At 69.2% G+C, this 17,838-nt stretch carries 13 protein-coding genes and 1 pseudogene; 8 read left to right on the top strand and 6 right to left on the bottom strand.

What is annotated here, in order from left to right:
* Window positions 1–278: 278 nt before the first annotated feature.
* Window positions 279–878, bottom strand: coding sequence for a TetR/AcrR family transcriptional regulator (locus OG310_RS01510; RefSeq protein ID WP_329454034.1), 600 nt, complete (start codon window positions 876–878; stop codon window positions 279–281).
* 147 nt (window positions 879–1,025) lie between these two features.
* On the opposite strand from OG310_RS01510, the gene OG310_RS01505 reads away from it, so the two are divergent.
* Both OG310_RS01505 and OG310_RS01500 read left to right on the top strand, forming a co-directional pair.
* Window positions 1,026–3,392, top strand: coding sequence for a glycoside hydrolase family 3 N-terminal domain-containing protein (locus OG310_RS01505; protein ID WP_329454033.1), 2,367 nt, complete (start codon window positions 1,026–1,028; stop codon window positions 3,390–3,392).
* A 1,390-nt stretch (window positions 3,393–4,782) separates the two neighbouring features.
* The gene (locus OG310_RS01500; protein ID WP_329454032.1) at window positions 4,783–5,601 is read left to right on the top strand and encodes a DUF3152 domain-containing protein; all 819 of its coding nucleotides are present in this window, start codon (window positions 4,783–4,785) and stop codon (window positions 5,599–5,601) included.
* Window positions 5,602–5,860: 259 nt separating this feature from the next.
* On the opposite strand, the gene OG310_RS01495 is transcribed toward OG310_RS01500, so the two are convergent.
* On the bottom strand, window positions 5,861–6,679 hold the full coding sequence (locus OG310_RS01495) for an SAM-dependent methyltransferase (RefSeq protein ID WP_329454031.1): 819 nt from the start codon (window positions 6,677–6,679) through the stop codon (window positions 5,861–5,863).
* A 531-nt stretch (window positions 6,680–7,210) separates the two neighbouring features.
* Here OG310_RS01495 and OG310_RS01490 point away from each other — a divergent pair.
* From OG310_RS01490 to OG310_RS01480, 3 genes are all read left to right on the top strand, one after another.
* On the top strand, window positions 7,211–8,629 hold the full coding sequence (locus tag OG310_RS01490; RefSeq protein ID WP_329454030.1) for a DEAD/DEAH box helicase: 1,419 nt from the start codon (window positions 7,211–7,213) through the stop codon (window positions 8,627–8,629).
* A 608-nt stretch (window positions 8,630–9,237) separates the two neighbouring features.
* Window positions 9,238–10,575 carry an MFS transporter gene (locus OG310_RS01485; RefSeq protein WP_329454029.1) on the top strand — a complete coding sequence of 446 codons (1,338 nt, stop codon included), beginning with the start codon at window positions 9,238–9,240 and terminating at the stop codon, window positions 10,573–10,575.
* A gap of 499 nt (window positions 10,576–11,074) precedes the next feature.
* Window positions 11,075–12,394 (top strand): ammonium transporter, encoded by a 1,320-nt coding sequence (locus OG310_RS01480; RefSeq protein WP_329454028.1) that lies wholly within the window; start codon window positions 11,075–11,077, stop codon window positions 12,392–12,394.
* A 771-nt stretch (window positions 12,395–13,165) separates the two neighbouring features.
* Here the strand turns inward: OG310_RS01480 and OG310_RS01475 are convergent.
* Window positions 13,166–13,416: pseudogene (locus OG310_RS01475) on the bottom strand (histidine kinase dimerization/phospho-acceptor domain-containing protein); the annotation flags it as partial.
* 185 nt (window positions 13,417–13,601) lie between these two features.
* Between OG310_RS01475 and OG310_RS38455 the strand changes: the two are divergent.
* Window positions 13,602–14,087, top strand: coding sequence for an FAD:protein FMN transferase (locus tag OG310_RS38455; RefSeq protein WP_443078524.1), 486 nt, complete (start codon window positions 13,602–13,604; stop codon window positions 14,085–14,087).
* Between the two features lie 120 nt (window positions 14,088–14,207).
* On the opposite strand, the gene OG310_RS01470 is transcribed toward OG310_RS38455, so the two are convergent.
* Together OG310_RS01470 and OG310_RS01465 are read right to left on the bottom strand one after the other, a co-directional pair.
* Window positions 14,208–14,492: a hypothetical protein gene (locus tag OG310_RS01470; protein WP_329454027.1), complete on the bottom strand. Its 285-nt coding sequence runs from the start codon at window positions 14,490–14,492 to the stop codon at window positions 14,208–14,210.
* A 739-nt stretch (window positions 14,493–15,231) separates the two neighbouring features.
* Complete coding sequence (locus OG310_RS01465) at window positions 15,232–15,396, bottom strand: alpha/beta fold hydrolase (RefSeq protein WP_329454026.1); 165 nt, start codon at window positions 15,394–15,396, stop codon at window positions 15,232–15,234.
* A gap of 345 nt (window positions 15,397–15,741) precedes the next feature.
* Here OG310_RS01465 and OG310_RS01460 point away from each other — a divergent pair, with 345 nt between their 5' ends.
* Window positions 15,742–16,164, top strand: a complete 423-nt coding sequence (locus OG310_RS01460; protein WP_329454025.1) for a hypothetical protein — start codon at window positions 15,742–15,744, stop codon at window positions 16,162–16,164.
* A gap of 504 nt (window positions 16,165–16,668) precedes the next feature.
* Here OG310_RS01460 and OG310_RS01455 read toward each other — a convergent pair.
* Entirely contained in the window at window positions 16,669–17,325 is a 657-nt protein-coding gene (locus OG310_RS01455) for a hypothetical protein (RefSeq protein ID WP_329454024.1), read from the bottom strand.
* Window positions 17,326–17,492: 167 nt separating this feature from the next.
* Here OG310_RS01455 and OG310_RS01450 point away from each other — a divergent pair, with 167 nt between their 5' ends.
* A complete protein-coding gene (locus tag OG310_RS01450) occupies window positions 17,493–17,666 on the top strand; it encodes a hydrophobic protein (RefSeq protein WP_329454023.1) in 174 nt (57 codons plus the stop codon).
* Window positions 17,667–17,838: the final 172 nt, after the last annotated feature.

Below are 17,838 nucleotides of genomic sequence, written 5' to 3'. Positions count from 1 at the left end.
GGACCACCCCGCTGAGCAGGGGCCGGGCCTCATGGAACAGGGCAGGGCCCCAGCCGGCAGCCGTGCCACTGTGTCCCCGAGCCCTTGCCCGGGGCCGCTCACGCGTCGTTGCCGAGAGCCCCGACGTCGCAGCGGACCTTGCCTGGACGCCCGGGGGCCGCCCCTGATCGTCCTTCAGAAGGGATGCCGTATCCACTGTGGGTGGACGCTGCGGGGGTGCCCTGCGTCGCAGAGTCGTTCTTCGACGCCGAGGCGCTGCCGACCGGGCTCCTGAGGGTTCAGAAGGGCACAGTGAGCTGTGCCGCGATGTGGGCACGCAGCACGCCGGCCATGTCGGTGACACACCCGCTGAGGAGCCATTGGACCTGAAGGCCGTCCATCAGGGCGACCAACTGCTGCGCCGCTGTGTCCGGGTCGACTCCGGCCCGCAGGACTCCCTCCTCGCGGGCCAGGGTGTAGGTGAGCGCCATGGACGACACGGAATTCTCGTAGCGCCGCACAAAGTAGCTGTGAGCGGGGTGTTCGGGCGATGTGGCCTCTGCGGCGAGGACCGAGAACAGTTCGACGATCGCTTTGCGTGTGGTGTTCAGTTCGGCGAGTTCCGTGAGCCCGCGCAACTGCTCGACACCGGTGGCGCCGTCGCGGGTCAGCCACACGTCGTCCACCTGGTCGCGGTGCTCCAGGACCGCGATCAGCAAGGACCCCTTGGTCGGGAAGTGGTGAAGCAGACCGGTGTGGGAGATGCCTCCGCGGTTCGCGATCACCCGCAACGAGGCTCCCCGGTAGCCGACCTCTCCGAACACGGTCACGGCGTGCTCGATGATCTCCAGCCGCTTGGCGCGGCCCTTGGCGTAGTTGCCTCTTGGTTCGGCGGTCACTGGCCACCCTCCCGGGTCTTGTCCTGCGGTGCCGGACGGCACCACTGGGTCGTTCCTCAGAGCCAATACCTACCACCAGGTCGGTATTGAGGATACGGTGGACCCGTATGGCTGACCGGGCCGTTCCGACACAGGAGACCATCGACGATGACGACCACCGCCGCCGGAGAGAACACGCCGCAAGCCGACGCCGGGAGTGGTTCGTCCGGGGGGAAAGACCATCCTGTTCCGTCGTCCCCGCGCTATCTCGACCCTGCTCTGAGCGTGACGGAACGGGTGGACGACCTTGTCGGCCGTATGACGCTGCCCGAGAAGATCGGCCAGATGCTGCAGTTGAACGCGAAGGAGGGGGTGCATGTCGTCGCCGACATGCACGCGGGTTCCATCCTCCACGCCTCGTCCGAGAACGTCCTTCAGGCGGCCGAACTCACCGATCGGTCCCGGTTGCGCATCCCGCTCCTGGTGGCTGAGGACTGTATCCACGGGCACTCCTTCTGGGAGGGCGCGACGATCTATCCCACTCAACTGGGCATGGCTGCGACCTGGGACCCCGCCCTCGTCGAGCGGGTCGCCAGGGCGACGGCGGTGGAGGTCGCGGCGACCGGTGTGCACTGGACGTTCTCACCGGTTCTGTGCATCGCACGGGACCTGCGGTGGGGCCGAGTCGGCGAGACCTTCGGCGAGGACCCCTTCCTCATCGGTGAGCTGGCCTCCGCCATGGTCCGCGGCTACCAGGGCGACGGACTCTCCGACCCGACGGCGATCCTCGCCTGCGCCAAGCACTTCGCAGGATATTCGGAGACCCAGGGCGGCCGGGACGCCAGCGAGGCTGACATCTCGCGGCGCAAACTGCGCTCCTGGTTCCTGCCTCCCTTCGAACGTGTGGCCCGCGAAGGCTGCCGTACTTTCATGCTCGGATACCAGTCCATGGACGGTGTCCCGATCACGGTCAACAACTGGCTGCTCAACGACGTACTGCGCGGCGAGTGGGGTTACACCGGCACGCTCGTGACCGACTGGGACAACGTCGGCCGCATGGTGTGGGAGCAGCGGATCCACAGCGACTACGCACAGGCGGCAGCGGCGGCGGTCCGCGCGGGCAACGACATGGTGATGACGACGCCGAAGTTCTTCGACGGGGCAAGGGAAGCGGTCGAGGGCGGCGTCCTCGACGAGGCGGAGATCGACAAGGCGGTCCGCCGCATCCTTGCGCTCAAGTTCGAACTCGGGCTGTTCGAGAACCCGCGCCGCCCGGACCCTGCCCGCCAGGCCGAGGTGATCGGCAGCGCGGAGCACGCCGTCCTGAACCTGGAGACGGCACGCCGCTCACTCGTCCTGCTCACCAACGACGGCACCCTTCCCCTCGCGGGGGGATTCGAGGCGGACGCCGAGGGCCGGGCCGTCGCCGGCCCGGAGATCGCGGCGCGCACGATCGCCGTCATCGGCCCCAACGCCGACGACGCCCAGACTCAGCTCGGCGACTGGGCCGGCTCCTCCGGCCAGGCCGACTGGCTCCCCGAGGGCCAGCCGCGCGTGATGATCACCACCGTGCTCGACGGGCTTCGCGCGCACGTGCCCGAGGGCTGGAGCGTGTCGCATGCCCGGGGCGCGGACATCCTGAGTGTCGACACCGACCCGGAGGGCGCGTTCTTCCCGGACGGGCAGCCCCGCCCCGAGGTCGTCGTGCCCGCGAAGCCCTCGGAGACACTGATCGCCGAAGCCGTAGCACGCGCGCAGGCCGCGGACTACGTCGTCGCCGTCGTGGGCGACCGGATCGAGCTGGTGGGGGAGGGCAAGTCGACGGCGACTCTGGAGCTGGTCGGAGGGCAGGCCGACCTCCTCGACGCGCTCGCCGCGACCGGCAAACCACTGGTGGTCGTGGTCATCAGTTCCAAGCCACTGGTCCTGCCGCCGTCCGCGCACGACGCCGCAGCGATCGTGCACGCCTTCAACCCCGGCATGCTCGGCGGACAGGCGATCGCCGAGCTGGTCCTCGGCCTCATCGAGCCGGCCGGTCGCCTGCCCATCTCCTTCGCCCGTCACGCAGGGCAACAGCCGACGTACTACAACCAGGTACGTGGCCAGCACGGCAGGCGCTACGCGGATCTGACGCAGAGCCCGTCCTTCGCCTTCGGCGACGGCCTGAGTTATACGACCGTCGAGTACACGGACCTGGAGATCCCCGCCGCGGAACTCGGAGCGGGCGACGCGGTCCACGCACGGGTCACGGTCTCCAACACGGGCACGCGTCCCGTCCTGGAGACGGTGCAGGTGTACGTCAGCGACACCGTCACCTCGGTGACATGGGCGGAGAAGGAACTGAAGGCCTATCAGCAGGTGCGGCTCGCGCCGGGCGAGTCGCGTGAGGTCCTGATCGATCTGCCGGTCGCCTCGTGCACGCTGGTCGACGCCGAAGGCGAACGTGTCGTCGAGCCCGGCGCCTTCGAGCTCCTGGTCGGTCCGTCGTCGCGTGACGAGCTGCTGCTGCGTGCGGGGTTCACCATCGGGGGATGAGGGCCGGCGCACGCGAAGACCCTGGCTGCCTACCGCATCGCTCGGAAAGCCCCGTGCAGTAGGCGGCCCGGGGGGTCTTCGTGCTCACACGCCCGGTGCCGCGGTGGCCTGTGCGTTCTCCGCCTCGACGAACGGGTGGCGGTCCATCGGCCTGCGCGTGGGAGAACGCCGGATCCGCACGGGACGGGGCCCGGCTTCCTCGCTGCGAGAGAGCCGGAAACTGCACCGCCACCTGCGGTGCTCCGGGGGGCATGCGACGGACCGCATGGCCGCGGACGTACTTCGGGCGTGCCCCGGCCGGAGATCCGGTGCGCCCCGGGACGCCGTCCGCGTGAGCTTTCCGGCGTCGGCGGGCGGCGCGGGTCGCATCGCGCACGGTGGCGGGCGCACGGCGAGTACATGATGGGAATCGCTGCGTTGCGCGGCGCGCTCGCGCACCGGCTCGGCCTCTTTCAGGTGCCCCGGCGCGAGATCGAGCAGTAGGTGGGGCAAGGTCGTCGTGGTGGCGTGCGAGCAGGACGGTTGAGGGAGTTCTGCTGACTCGCTTGCGGGGCCGTCCGGTGGGTACCGCAGGGGCCCCGAGGTCGACCCGGTCGACGGCGCCGGCGAAGGCGGGGGCGGGCTCCCCGTCGAGCAGCCCCCGGGGGCCGTCGGAGCACGCTTCGTGGAACGGCCTCGCCGGTGCGGGCGGCACGCCCGTCATCGGCCCCGACCTCTGCCTGGACCACCTGGAGGCCGCCCGGCTCACACGCCGCGCGGCCACATGCAGTGTGGATGGAAACAACACCTCCGACCGTGACAGGACGAGGAGAGAGGCGTGCCGCGAACCCCCCGTACGCACGACGGAGGGCAAGGCGACGGCACTCGGCGAGCGCGCCGGCGGACCGGTTTCACACCCTGGCGAGGGTATTCGCATTGTCGAGCGCCGCAGACACGACCCGGTTGGCCGCAGAGCACACCGCGAGGTGGCCGAATCACACAGTCGGCGCGGGAGTGGCGGTGGGCCGGTGACACTCTCGGAGAGCTGTGGCCGCTCTAACGTCGTACGTACCGGGGCGGGACGGTCACACACGACGACGAGAGCTCGCCACCGGGTTCCCGCGCGTGACCAACAAGGGGGACGACCTGTCCGTCCTCATGACTCCGGAAGTCGTCATCCGAGAGAGCGTCGCGCAGCCCCGACAAAGGCAGGATGAAAAGAATGAGCATGATCAAGCACCGAGCACGCACGTCGGTGCGGGGTGACATGCGACAGCCGACAGCAGCCCCGTCCACCGCGAAGAGGGCGCACGGGAGAGCCACCGCCGGCTCCCGGTCCGCCCACGGCCGGCCCCGGCGGCGGGGCGGTGCGCGCCGGGGGAAGGGACCCCGAAGACGGCGCCCCGCCCTCATGATCGCGGTCGTGGTCGTCGCGGGTGTGGTCGGCGCTGCCCTCACCGTGCTGAACAGTGGGGGTGGTGGGACCGGGTCGGCGGCGGCATCACCGCCCCGTACGTCTCCGGCGGCGCCGCCCGCCGCCAGGCACACCGGTGCCGGCCCGGGAAAGGCGTCCGGGAAGCCGTCGGCCTCCCCCTCGCAGAAGCCGTCGGCCTCCTCCTCGGGTACGCCGGGCGGGTCCGGCGAACCGTCGGGCGGCACGGACTTCTCCGGGCCCGGCAGTGGTGTGTTCACCACCGCCGCCGCGTCCGGGAAAGCTGTCGGCCAGGGCACCATCCGCCGCTACAAGGTCGAGGTCGAAGGCGGTACGGGTGTCTCGGCGAAGGACGCCGCGCGGGAGATCGAGACGGTGCTGGCCGATCCGCGCGGCTGGACCGACGACGGGCATGACGGCTTCCAGCTGGTGTCCGGCGGGGTCGCCGACTTCGAGATCAAGATCGCGAGCCCCGCGACGGTGGACCGGATCTGCGGAGCTGCCGGGCTGCACACCCATGGTGAGGTGAACTGTGATGTGGGCAGTCAGGTGGTGGTCAACCTGAAGCGGTGGGAGACGGGTTCGCCGGAGTTCCCGGGCCCGCTGCACGACTACCGTGCGCTGATCATCAACCACGAGGTCGGGCACCGCATCGGCCACGGCCACGAGGGCTGCCCGGGTCCCGGCAGGCCCGCGCCCGCGATGATGCAGCAGATCGACGGCCTGCACGGCTGCGTCGCCAATGCCTGGCCGTACGACTCCCACGGCACCTACCTCGCCGGGCCGCCCATGCCGTGAGCGGCCCGCGCGCCGCCCCCGCACCACGCCCGCACCACGCCCCACCGGACACGGCCGACCGGCACGAACCGCCGGGAGGCGCGGTGCGCGCCTTCTTCCCGATGCGGACCCCCCAGGCGCGGAAGCGGTTCTCGCGCGGCCAGGGTGTGCCGAAGGGCAGTTCAAGCGCTCCGGCGTGGCACGTTGTCCGGCCGCAGGCGCGCGGCGCGGTGGCGCGTGGCTCCGAAGCGCGTGGGCTGGGCGGGGTGCGGCCCGTGAGTCAGAGTTTGATGCCGACGCCGCCGTAGAAGCCGACATGCGCCATGTCCCGCTCCGTGGGGACCGGACCGTCAGGACGCCAGAGCGGCGGTTGGACCAGTCCGGGCTCGACCAGCTCGAATCCGTCGAAGAAGCCCAGCACCTGGTCGTGCGACCGCAGGGTGAGAGTGGCGGTGGCCCCCCTGTCCCGGTAGACGTCCCGGGCTTCTCCGGCATCGCCGTCGAGCCGGTGGAAGTCGCCGGTCGTATGGCTGAGGACCAGGTGGCTGCCGGCGGGCAGCGCGTCGCGGTAGGCGGCCACCAGCCCCGCCGGATCCTCATCGTCCCGGATGAAGTGCAGGACGGCCACCAGCATCAGCCCGACCGGCTGGCCGAAGTCGATCAGCTTGCTGATGATCGGATGCTTCAGGATGCCGTCCGGGTCGCGCAGGTCACCGAGGAACAGGCCGGTGTGCGTCGCACCCAGCAGATGCGCCCCCGCATACGTCGCCACGATCGGGTCGTTGTCCACATACGCCACACGGACCTCGGGCGACACCTCGTGCGCCACCTGGTGGGTGTTGGGCGCCGTGGGAATGCCGGTGCCGATGTCGATGATCTGCCGGATACCGCTCTGCACCATGTACCGCACCGCCCGGTGCATGAACCTCCGGTTTCCTCGTGCCATGGGCACGATGTCCGGGAACAGGTCGATCACGCGCTGCGCGGCCTCGCGGTCGATCTCGTAGTTGTCCCGGCCGCCGAGGTAGTAGTCGTACATGCGGGCGGGATGGGGTCTGCTGGTGTCGATGTCCTCGACGGAGAATCCTTGGTCAGTCAACGTCGTCCTCCCGTTTCTCCCAGTGCCTGCAATGGTCGTCGTCGGGGCCGCGTGGCGCAGGTGCCCGTAGGTGAGCGTGCAGCCGGTGCGTCGACATCCGTGCGGTGGGCCTGCGGACTTGGGTGAGATTCTGGCGGCGAGGATACCCATCACCAGGGACGGACCGATACCGGTTCGGCCCGACGTGCGCGCCGGCACCTGCTCCGTCCCGTGGGCGTCGAGCCAGGAACGGGCAGGAGTTGTTACCTCGGCCATCGACTCTGCCCACGGTGCACGGGGCGGCACCCAGCACGGTGACCGCCGAGGCCGGCGCTGTATCCAGGCCGTCAACTGCCAGGATCCTCCGCACGATGACCCGCACGGTGCCACCGGGGTGCCGGGGTGCCGGGGTGGCCTCCGGTGCTGTCGTGGTGGCCGGCCGTGACGAGCCGGACGCTGGTAAAATCATCGTGCGCTTCGAAACACAAGGGGCCCGTGCCACCACGGCACGGGCTCTGTCTCGTTCGGGGTCACCAGTCGAGGAAGGGCCCCATGAACGCGAAGACGTCTGGTTCCGGAAACTCCGGTTCCGGCAACAACGAGCACTCCGACGAGCCGGAGGGCGAGGACTCGGCACCCAGGGCGATGACACCGGGCCTGCCGCCGATCGAGACGTTCGCCGAGCTGGATCTGCCGCCTGAGCTGGTCCGCACCATGGCCGGCCTGGCGGTGCGGGACCCTTTCCCGATCCAGGCAGTCACCCTGCCGAACGCTCTCGTCGGCCGCGACGTGCTCGGCCGGGCGCGCACCGGCTCGGGCAAGACACTCGCCTTCGGTCTCCCGCTACTCGTCCGTATCGCGGGCCGACGCGCCGACGCGAAGCGGCCCCTCGGCCTGGTCCTCGTACCGACCAGGGAGCTCGCGCAGCAGGTGAGTGACGCCCTGGCGCCGTACGCGCAGGTCCTCGGCGTCCGGTTGGCGACCGTGGTCGGCGGCCTGTCGATCGGGCGGCAGGCCGCCTCGCTGCGGAACGGGGCCGAGGTCGTCGTCGCCACCCCGGGACGGCTGGCCGACCTGGTCTCCCGCCGTTACTGTCATCTGGACCGTGTGGAGATCACCGTTCTGGACGAGGCGGACCAGATGTGTGACCTGGGGTTCCTGCCCCAGGTCTCGGAGTTCTTGGACCAGGTGCGCCCCGACGGGCAGCGGATGCTCTTCTCCGCCACGCTCGACCGCGACGTCGACCGTCTGGTCAAGCGACACCTGCACGATCCGGTGTCGGCCTCCGTCGACCGATCGTCGGGATCGGTGACCACGATGGAGCATCACGTACTGCTCGTCCATCCGGCCGACAAAGTCGCCACCGCAACCGAGATCGCGGCCCGTGACGGCCGGGTCCTGATGTTCCTGGACACGAAAGTGGCCGTGGACCGCTTCACACGCCACCTGCGGGACAGCGGAATTCAGGCCGCCGCCCTGCACAGCGGAAAGTCGCAGCCGCAGCGCACCCACACGCTGGCCCGGTTCAAGGACGGCGGGATCATGGTGCTGGTGGCCACCAATGTGGCAGCTCGCGGTATCCACATCGACGACCTCGACCTCGTCGTCAACGTGGATCCGCCCGCCGATTCCAAGGACTACCTCCACCGAGGCGGGCGTACGGCCCGCGCGGGAGAGTCGGGCAGCGTGGTCACTCTGGTCACACCCGGAGAGCGCCGCGAGGTGAACCGGATGATGTCGGAGGCCCGCATCCGCCCCACGATCACACCGGTGCGGTCCGGCGACGCGAAGCTGTCCGGTATCACTGGTGCCAGACGCGCACCGGCCACGGCGCCCGCGAAAAACACCAACGCCGCCTTCCGAGGCATGGGCACCCGCCCGGGTCGTCCGGTGAAGGAGAGCCGCAAGGCCGCCGAAGCCCGGCAGCTCGCGGAGGCCCGGAAGGCAGCCCAGACGCGCAAGTCCCGCTGACGGGGCGACCGCACGTCGTCCCGCTGACTGAACGGGTACACCGCAGGACCGCTTCCCCTGTCAGCCCCACGGCCCGGGTAACCATCCCACCTGCAACACACCTTCGGCACCTTCCCGCGTCTCCTGTGCCGTTCTCCAGCGCGCTGACCACCGCCAGGACCACAGGCCGCAGGCACGGAGGACCATTGCCGGTGGACAGGAGAAGTGTCAGTCGGGTTGCCCGGGTGTTAGAGGGAGGTGCGGGGGAGCCCGGTTGGGTCGCTCCCTGGGCCGCCTGTCGTACAGGTCCGGGCACGACGTGCTTCTGCGGTACGCCGGTTGCCGGGTGCCGCCGTATGGCTGCCCACGCGGACACCAAGGACGTGGCGACAGCACCATGGCCTCATTCCTTACGGTCGGAGGCATGCGGCTGCTACCAACCCCGGCTGTCGTGAGGTGACCGTCTGAACGCTGCGATGTGCCGTTGCGGCGGGGCTGCCCACACCGCGCGATCACGCGCGCATCCGGTTCCCCTGTGTCAACTCCCTTGACAGCAGGCCTTCGTGACGTGAACCTCACGGCATCCCGTTTGTGGATCAATGGTCCGCCTGCCCAGCAGAGGAGCCGTCATGACCACGCACGCCCCCACCGACATCCCGGCTGAGTCGTCAGGCGGCCGGCGCTCCCGCGCGGTGATCGCCAGCACAGTGGGTACGGCCATCGAGTGGTACGACTTCTTCCTCTACGGTACGGCCGCCGCCCTGGTCTTCCCGCACCTTTTCTTCCCCGGCTCCTCCCCGTATGTCGGCGCCCTCGCCTCCTTCGGGACCCAGGCCGTCGGTTTCGCGGCTCGCCCCGTGGGCGCGGCGATCTTCGGTCACTTCGGCGACCGGGTCGGCCGCAAGTCGACCCTGGTCGTCACGTTGCTCATGATGGGCCTCAGTACTTTTCTCATGGGCGTGCTTCCCGGCTATGCGTCGATCGGCTTCGCCGCCCCGCTGCTGCTGGTGCTGCTGCGCATCGTCCAGGGGATCGGTGTGGGCGGCGAGTGGGGCGGTTCCGTCCTGCTCTCCATGGAGTGGGGCTCGCGCCGCCGACGTGGGTTCATGACCAGTTGGCCGCAACTGGGCGTGCCGCTCGGCCTGCTCGCCTCGACCGGCATGGTCAACCTCATGGACTCCACGGCCGGCGACGACTTCGACAGCTGGGGCTGGCGGGTTCCGTTCCTCGCCAGCATCGTGCTCGTGGGGATCGGTCTCTACGTGCGGTTGAGGGTGCTGGAGAGCCCGGTCTTCGACGAGGTCAAGCGGACCCGGCGAGTGGTGCGTCAGCCGGTCCTGCACGTACTGCGCGAGCAGCCGCGCGAGGTGCTGACCTCCGCCTTCGTCCGACTTTCCGAACAGGCCCCGTTCTACCTCTTCATCACGTTCGTCCTCACGTACGGCACGCAGAAGGTGGGCCTGCCCCGTCAGGACCTGCTCGACGACACCATGGTGGCCGCGGCGATCGGACTGGTCACCGTCCCGCTGTGGGGGTACGTCTCGGACCTCATCGGCCGTCGCCTGACGTACGGGATCGGTATCGTCTGCGTCGGGGCGTTCGCCTTTCCCTACTTCGCGTTGCTGGACACCGCCGACTCAGGACTCGTGCTGCTGGCGATCGTGCTCTCGCTCTTCTTCCACGATATGCAGTACGGGCCGCAGGCGGCGCTGATAGCCGAGGGATTTGACGCGAACGTCCGCTACAGCGGCGCCGGCCTCGGCTACCAACTGGCCTCGGTCATCGCGGGTGGCCCGGCGCCGCTCGTCGCGGCCGCGATACTGGAGAACACCGACTCCAGCGTCGGGATCAGCTGGTACATGCTGGGATGCTGCGTTATCGCCATGATCGCGCTGGTGCTCATGCCGCGCGCCCGCACCCCGCGCACTGCCGGTGCGAGCCCGGACGGCGGTGCTGCCGGGGTCTGAGGGCCGGGCGGGGCGTCGTGCCCGTCATGCCGTGACAGGCAACGGCCGCGTGTCCTCGACCGCCACCACAACCCGGGGGACGACCACGACGTCCGGTGGGCGGCGGGCGCCGATCCGCGGAGCACCTCGAGCTTGCGGTAGGTCATGTACGGGGGGTGCAGGGGAACTTGCACCTCGGGCGGTCCAGCGCGAACATCAGGTGGGGCAGACCGTGGGCGATGTCGCAGGGTCACCTTCGGCCGGCCGGCCATGATGGGTTCGGCGTTCGCGTCCGCCGCTGTCCAGGTCGCGATCACACTCTTGCCGAGCCGCTCACGGCGGGGGAGCGGACGGTGAGGCGGACCGGCAGGATCCGTTCCTCACGATACGCCCCCGCAATATGAAACAACGGGGTAACACGGTCGACCTCCTGTCGTAATGCGAGAAGGCGAGGCTCTTGCGAATCCCGGCTCGGCCCCGCGCCGTCGAGTCGCGCCGACTCGGAGGGTGATCCAGCGACATGCCTACGGGCTTCGACACCGGTGACACGGCCTGGCTCCTCGCGAGCACCGCTCTCGTCCTGCTGATGACGCCCGGGCTCGCACTCTTCTACGGCGGCATGGTGAGCACCAAGAGCGTGCTCAACATGATCATGATGAGCTTCGTCTCCATCGCGGTGGTGACCGTGGTGTGGCTGGTGGCCGGCTACAGTCTGGCGTTCGGCCACGACCTCGGCGGCGCCGGCCTGCTGGGCGGCCTTGAGCACGCCGGGATGCGCGGCATCGGACCGGCCTCGCTCACCGGCCATGTGCCGACCCTCCTCTACGCCACGTTCCAGCTCAGCTTCGCCGTGATCACCGCCGCGCTGATCAGCGGCGCCATCGCGGACCGTGCCAAATTCGGCGCATGGGTCGTCTTCGTCGCCGTATGGACGCTGGCCGTGTACGTGCCCGTCGCGCACTGGGTGTTCTCGCCCGCGGGCTGGATCGTCGCCAAGTTGCACGCACTGGACTTCGCGGGCGGCACCGTCGTGGAGGTCGACTGCGGGGCGTCCGGTCTCGCGCTCGCGCTGGTGCTCGGCGAGCGGCTGGGCTTCAGGAAGGAAGCCACGCGCCCCCACAACCTGCCGCTGGTCCTGCTCGGCGCGGGTCTCCTCTGGTTCGGCTGGTTCGGCTTCAACGCGGGCTCGGCGGGCGCGGCGGACGGGCTCGCCGCGGCCGCGTTCATCAACACGCAGGCGGCCGGGTGCGCTGGCCTCCTGGGCTGGCTCGCCGTGGAGAAGCGCAGGAACGGCCACGCCACCACGCTGGGCGCCGCGTCGGGCTCGGTGGCGGGTCTGGTCGCGATCACCCCGTCGTGCGGCTCCGTCGGCATCGGCGGAGCCCTGGTCATCGGCCTCGCGGCGGGTGTCCTGTGTTCCTTCGCCGTCGGATGGAAGTTCCGGCTCGGCTATGACGACTCGCTGGACGTCGTCGGTGTGCACCTCGTCGCGGGTGTCGTCGGAACCGTGCTGATCGGTGTCTTCGCCACCGCCGCCATGACCGGTGGCGTCACGGGGCTCGTACACGGCGGAGGGTTCGGGCAACTGGGCCGCCAGGCGGTAGCGGTGCTGACCGTCGGCGCGTACGCCTTCGCCGTCACTTACGGCATCGGTAAGGCGATCGACCGTGTGATGGGTTTCCGGGCCTCGCCCGAGCACGAGCGCGACGGCCTGGACCTGGCCGTGCACGCGGAGACGGCATACGACCACGGCGTGCTCGGCCAGGGCACGGCACATGTTCTCAGGCCGTCGGCGAGCCGCCCATCGGCCACCGCCGAGCGCCTCGACGCCGACCGCTGAACGGCCGAGGAGCCCAGCGCCTCCGGATCGCGTCACCGAGCGGCCTCGTCGATCTTTCCGGAGACAACACGGGCCGTCTACGGGACCGTTGCCGTGCCTCCAACGTTCGGCGCTGCGGGCTCCCGGAGCCGATTCGGGGGCCGATGTCCGGGATGAGCGACCCCTGCCGCCCATACGCCAACGGCGCCTACGCATCCACCTCGTACACGCCTTCTCCCTCGGCGCGAAGGCCGGCCTCCGCCAGGCCGGCGCAGTGACCGAACCGGAAGCAGGGCCGACATCGAGCACCCCATGTGGAAGGCCAACGAGCCCTCACTGGAGGGGGGTTAGCGCCGTGACTGCGCGGGGGCAGCCCTCGCAGCAGGGCAGACGAGCGGGCCGAACGCGCCGGAGACGGGTCCTCAGCCTTTCGGCGACTCCCGCTTCGCAGGCGATGACCGGCACGGTTGCTGAGTGGGAACAGTGGAGGGGAATGGCTTTCCCCGAGTCGGGCGCCTACGTGATTCCAAAGGATTGAGCCTGCTTCACGTCGACCGACCTGTCGATCACGGTGTGTATCGCGAGCTCAACATCTGGATGTGGCACAGCTGAACAAGGGCAACACACGTGCCGGGGCGAAGAATCCGATTCCGGTCGGCACAGCGGTGGCCTGTCGGCAATGGCGATGCGGCCCAGTGCGGGGCGGGGACGTTGTCGGGTTCGGGCTGAGGCGCAGCGGGCGTCAGGACGTCCAAGCAGCGATGGTGCTGGGCAACACTCCGCTGGGCGGCCTCGCTCGGATTGTGCCGCAGAGACCAGCGTCAGGTCGATCGGTTCCTGTTCGGAGGGGGCACCCGGCGTCCAAGCGGGCGAGAAGCAGTAGGTCGTCGACGAGGCGGCTCATGCGCCGGGACTCTTTGTCGATGCGCCCAAGGGCGTGGTGGACTTCGGCAAGGGACGGAACTCGCATGGCGCAGGGCGAGTTCGGCGTGAGCGCGGATGTTGGCCACGGGGGTGCGCAGTTCGTGGCCGGCGTCGGTGGACGACGACATCCGGGACAGGCTCGCCCAGGCCGTGCACCATCTCCACCAGGTCGACGCCGTGCTCTCCACCGGCCCGACAGCCAGATCAGCCGCTCGACCGCAGCGAGATCCAGATTTCAGGACTGCCCGCCCGAAGTCCACGAAGTCCCGTCCCGTGCGCGCAGGCCCATCCACGAAAGTGGCGGTTGGTTCAGCGTCATCCCGGCCGCCTCGACCCGTCCGGTCTCGTCCAAGGCTGGGCCACCGAAGCCTCATCCCAGCTCCTCCACGAAGCGGACGCACGACACCTGGGTCAACGGCGGCGGCGAGCTCCAGCTCCGCGGCCAACCGGCCCCGGCGCCCCCTGGCGCATCGGCATCGCTCACCCTCTACACCCCGGTGCAGTGGCCACCGTCGTGACCGCCCGCCACGATCTGGCCGTCGCCACCTCTGGCACTGCCGAACGCGGCGCGCACATCTTCGACCAGCACAACGCTTCACCCGCCACCGCCTTCGCCTCACTTACGCTGATCGGGCCACGCCTGACACTGATCGACACCTTCGCCACCGCCGCATTCTCCAGTAGACGGCGCGAAGGACTGGGTGGAAACACTGAACGGCTACGAAGCACTGGCTGTCCTGGCCGACGGCGACGAATGGCGAACGTCCGGCTTCAACCGATACGGGCATGAGACAGGCGGACTCATTGCCGCGCGCAGGGAAAGGGCGGGAGCCCGAGCACGGCGCCGCAGTCGAACGCGCGGGTCTCGGCCCGCGCCATGCCGGGATCAGCGGTCCACCACAGCGAGACGCTAGGCGGAAGCCTCAACCTCCCCGGCCATGACCTGGGGAGCGTTGGGAAGAAGTGACGCGAGGTTCTCCCGTACAAAGTCCGACGCCCGCAAGATCGACTCGTCGCTGCCAGCCTGGTCCCGGAAGACGCTGGTCGAGACGACGACTCCGTTTCCGGGATTGATCCAGTAGAAGGCCACGAAACCGGGGATCTGGCGAACGAGGGGCAGGAACCCCTCGGTCACGAGGCGGCCCACCTCGGCAGGATCGGTCACTCCTTCGTACCGGCGGACTGCTGCGTACATGGTGCTCCTCGCAGGTTCGGGGGGTGATCCTTCGTTGGGACGCCGTACCCGCTCGGCAGCCATCCCGCTCATGAGGGGGGCGGTAATCACCGGAAAGGCCGCCCCCAGTGAAGCCAATGGCCGCTCATGGGAGGGGGCGTTCGAATTGACGTCGGGACGAAGCCGTGCACGGGTGCGGCAGCCGCTTTGGCGTCACCCTGGTTGTCGAGTCCGTGTACTACGCCCCCGGCCTGCTGGACCTGTGCATCGACGTTTCCTGGATCCTGTGGGTCACCGAAGCTGCGGGGGCGCTTGTCCCGGCACCCGACGACTGCGGAGTCCGTCCCCGTCTCGGCCGTGGACCGGCGGCGGGCCAAACGCGTAGGGCAGGTGACGTGTAGGCGCATTCGTCACCGTCGACGCTACGGAGGCCCCCACGTCACGCTCGTCGCCCCGGCGGCGGTCCCGCTTCCGGTTCGCCGGCGCCCTGGTGGCTGGTGCAGAGGGTGTCCCGGGCTCCCGCTGCGAAGACGACCTCGTCGCCGACGCGATGCCGGGCTCCCGTGACGGCGTGCGGGTTGGGGGAGGGGGCGAGCAGGATCTGCTGGGCGCCCTCGAAGGAGTGGCGCAGCGCGGTCGCATCCTCGTAGGAGCCCTGGTGACAGACCGCTGCGAGGTGGTCCTCCTCGCCTCGGGGAGCTTCGTCGTGTCAGCCCTCTGCTTGAGGTCCGACTTCGACGCAGTCAGCGCGCAGGAGCTCTCACGCACGTCGCTCCAGGACGTCGGAGAGCGCGGTGTGCAGGGCGTCAGGGTGTTCCAGGTGCAAGTCGTGTCCGGTGCCGGGGACGCTCAGGGCCACCGTGGTGGGTCGCTGCCGGAGCATCTCCTCGGCTTCCCGCGGGGGGATGAAGCTGGATCGGGCCAAAATGACCAAGGTGGGGCAGGCGACCTGCCTCCACTCGTGCCGGAACGACCGCTGGGCATTTCCCGCGAGCAAGCGAACCATCAGGTCCCGGTCGTGGCGACGCCACCATCCGTCATCGTGTTGCCCCAGCCCGGCGGCCCAGCCCGCGCCACGTGCTCCGCCACCCAGGAAGGCGGCCGCACCTTCGCGCGAGGGAAACGGTGCAGGCATGAGTCGAGCCATCGGCGGATCTTTGCGGGACCGTTCGGATTGCCCCCGGGGCCGGCCTCGATGAGCACGAGCGCGCGGACGATTTCGGGATGCGCGGAATTGGGCTCGACGAGTTCGAGACCAGGGCCAGCAGCAGTGCGGGAGTCGGCCGCCCTCACGGCGAACAACACCACCAGTCACTACACCTACGCCGGCACCGACAGCTCCAACCGCCTCACCGCCGACTCGACCCGCATCGACCAGGGCCCGGTGGGCATTTCCAGCACGACAACCGACGGGCAGAGCACAGGAATCGTCCGCGATCCCGCGGGAACCCTCATCGGCATGACAAACGGCGGGAACCCGTACTACTACGTCACCGACAACCAGGGCGCCCCGTCCGTCCTCGTCGACAACACCGGGACCCCGCAGGACCGCTGGGACTACGGACCCACCGGCAGTGCCCGCCCTGCGACCACCCCCCCGACGGCGCGGGCGCAGTTGCCGGTGCTGCGCCCACATTGGGGGCGAGCATGGGAGCCGGTATCGCTGGTGGCACGGTACTGGGCACGGGGCTGAGCGCCGCATCGGCAGCCAGGACCGAAGCAGCATAGTAGGCGTGATATTTGGGGCGAGCGTCCGCGGCGCCCGACCCTGAAGAGGAGAAAGATGATTAAGGTCCTTCTTGTCATTTCCGCGATTGCAGGAGCTGTCCTCATTTCTCTCGGCGTCTCGGCTATATTCATGGGACATGCGCCTGCGGCGGCCATTCCCGCAGTAATGGGGATCGTGTTTATTCTGGGTTCTGCATGGGTTGCGCAGAAATCGCAGAGTCGCTCATGACTACGACCACCCGTTGCCGAACCTGTCGAAGGCTGTGCGGGGTGCGTGTATGTGGCGGCCAGCCAGGCGTCAGACGCCGAATGGGTCGTCATCGGTCGACCGGGCGGGGTCCCGAGAAGGGGTTCGCCCGTGTCGCCATGCCCCGGGCCCGGGCGACACCAGCGGGAACGCCCGCCGGAGCGAGGCCGGCGGGACCCGATCGCCTGACGGTCCGTTTCATCCCGGCGGATCCTGCGGAGGTCAGGCCGGCGTGGTCGGGGTGAGGTCGATTTCGGGGAATCCCTTGAGCTCGTCCTTCGTGTAGTTGACGTGGATGCTCGTGCCGGTCCGGTCGATGTCGGCGACGGGCACGGCGATGGTCTTCTTGCCCCAGAGATGACCTTCGCTGAGCAGTACGTGGGTGACCGTGTGGTCCACGTCATCGATCACCAGGCCGTGTACTCGTCCGGCCTCCCCGTCCTGGGACGCCACATGTTCGCCACGGCGGATCTGCACTTCGCCGGCGGGGATCCGCTCCTGTGTCGTCGTGCGCGTCCCCGCCCCCAATCGGAGAGGAGAGGGACTGAGGCCGGCGATCGCGACAGCCGGGCCGAAGTAGGGCCACACCATGGTCTGCCGGGCGTCGTAGCCGAAGGTGTCATCACCGGAAAGGAATCGCTCCTCCTCGGCACTCTCAAGCGCTTCGAACTCCCGCTCCCCGCAGTGCAGGACCATGTCCTCGGTGCCCGGGGCGAGAAGAGAGACGGGCACGAGCTTGTCGTCCCCCTTGCCCGGATCGACAACCAGATGCGTGACGATGCGCGCGAGCGGGTCGATCACGACGCGTTTGAGGCTTCCGCACTGCCCGTCCGCGCACCGTACCCCGGCTCCGATCGTGTAACGCACCGTCTCGCTCATGACGTCTCCTCACCCTACGCGTGTGGCACGCGCGAATGATGTCCGTCTGCCCAAGAACGTGACGGGGATGCTCGGACCGGACCCGTGCGCATCGGATAAACGAGATCGGGGTTCGGCGCACATGGCGCAGTCCAACAGGGGAACACGCCTTTTCGGAGGTAATAATCATGGTTCCCATTCTGCTCGTTCTTCTTCTCGCGCTCATTCTCTTCGGCGCGGGTTTCGCACTCCACCTGTTGTGGTGGATCGCGATCATCGTTCTCGTCGTGTGGGCTCTGGGCTTCCTGATCCGCCCGGCCGCACACAGTGGCGGCAAGCGAAGCCGCTGGTACCGCTGGTAGAAGCATGCACGCGCACATGGTGAGGGCGGCCCCGGATCTCCTCGGTGGCCGCCCTCGCCGCGTGCCACCCCTCACCATGGGGGTGAGAATTTCCGTGCCGGGTGGTGGAGAAGAGTCGGGAGGGTCCTGGTAACAGCGATAGGGAACCGCTCCCCAATGCGGGGGCCGCTCC

It is taken from the genome of Streptomyces sp. NBC_01497 (genome assembly GCF_036250695.1).
Taxonomy (GTDB): Bacteria; Actinomycetota; Actinomycetes; order Streptomycetales; family Streptomycetaceae; genus Streptomyces.
This window is presented reverse-complemented; position numbering and strand designations above follow the sequence as displayed.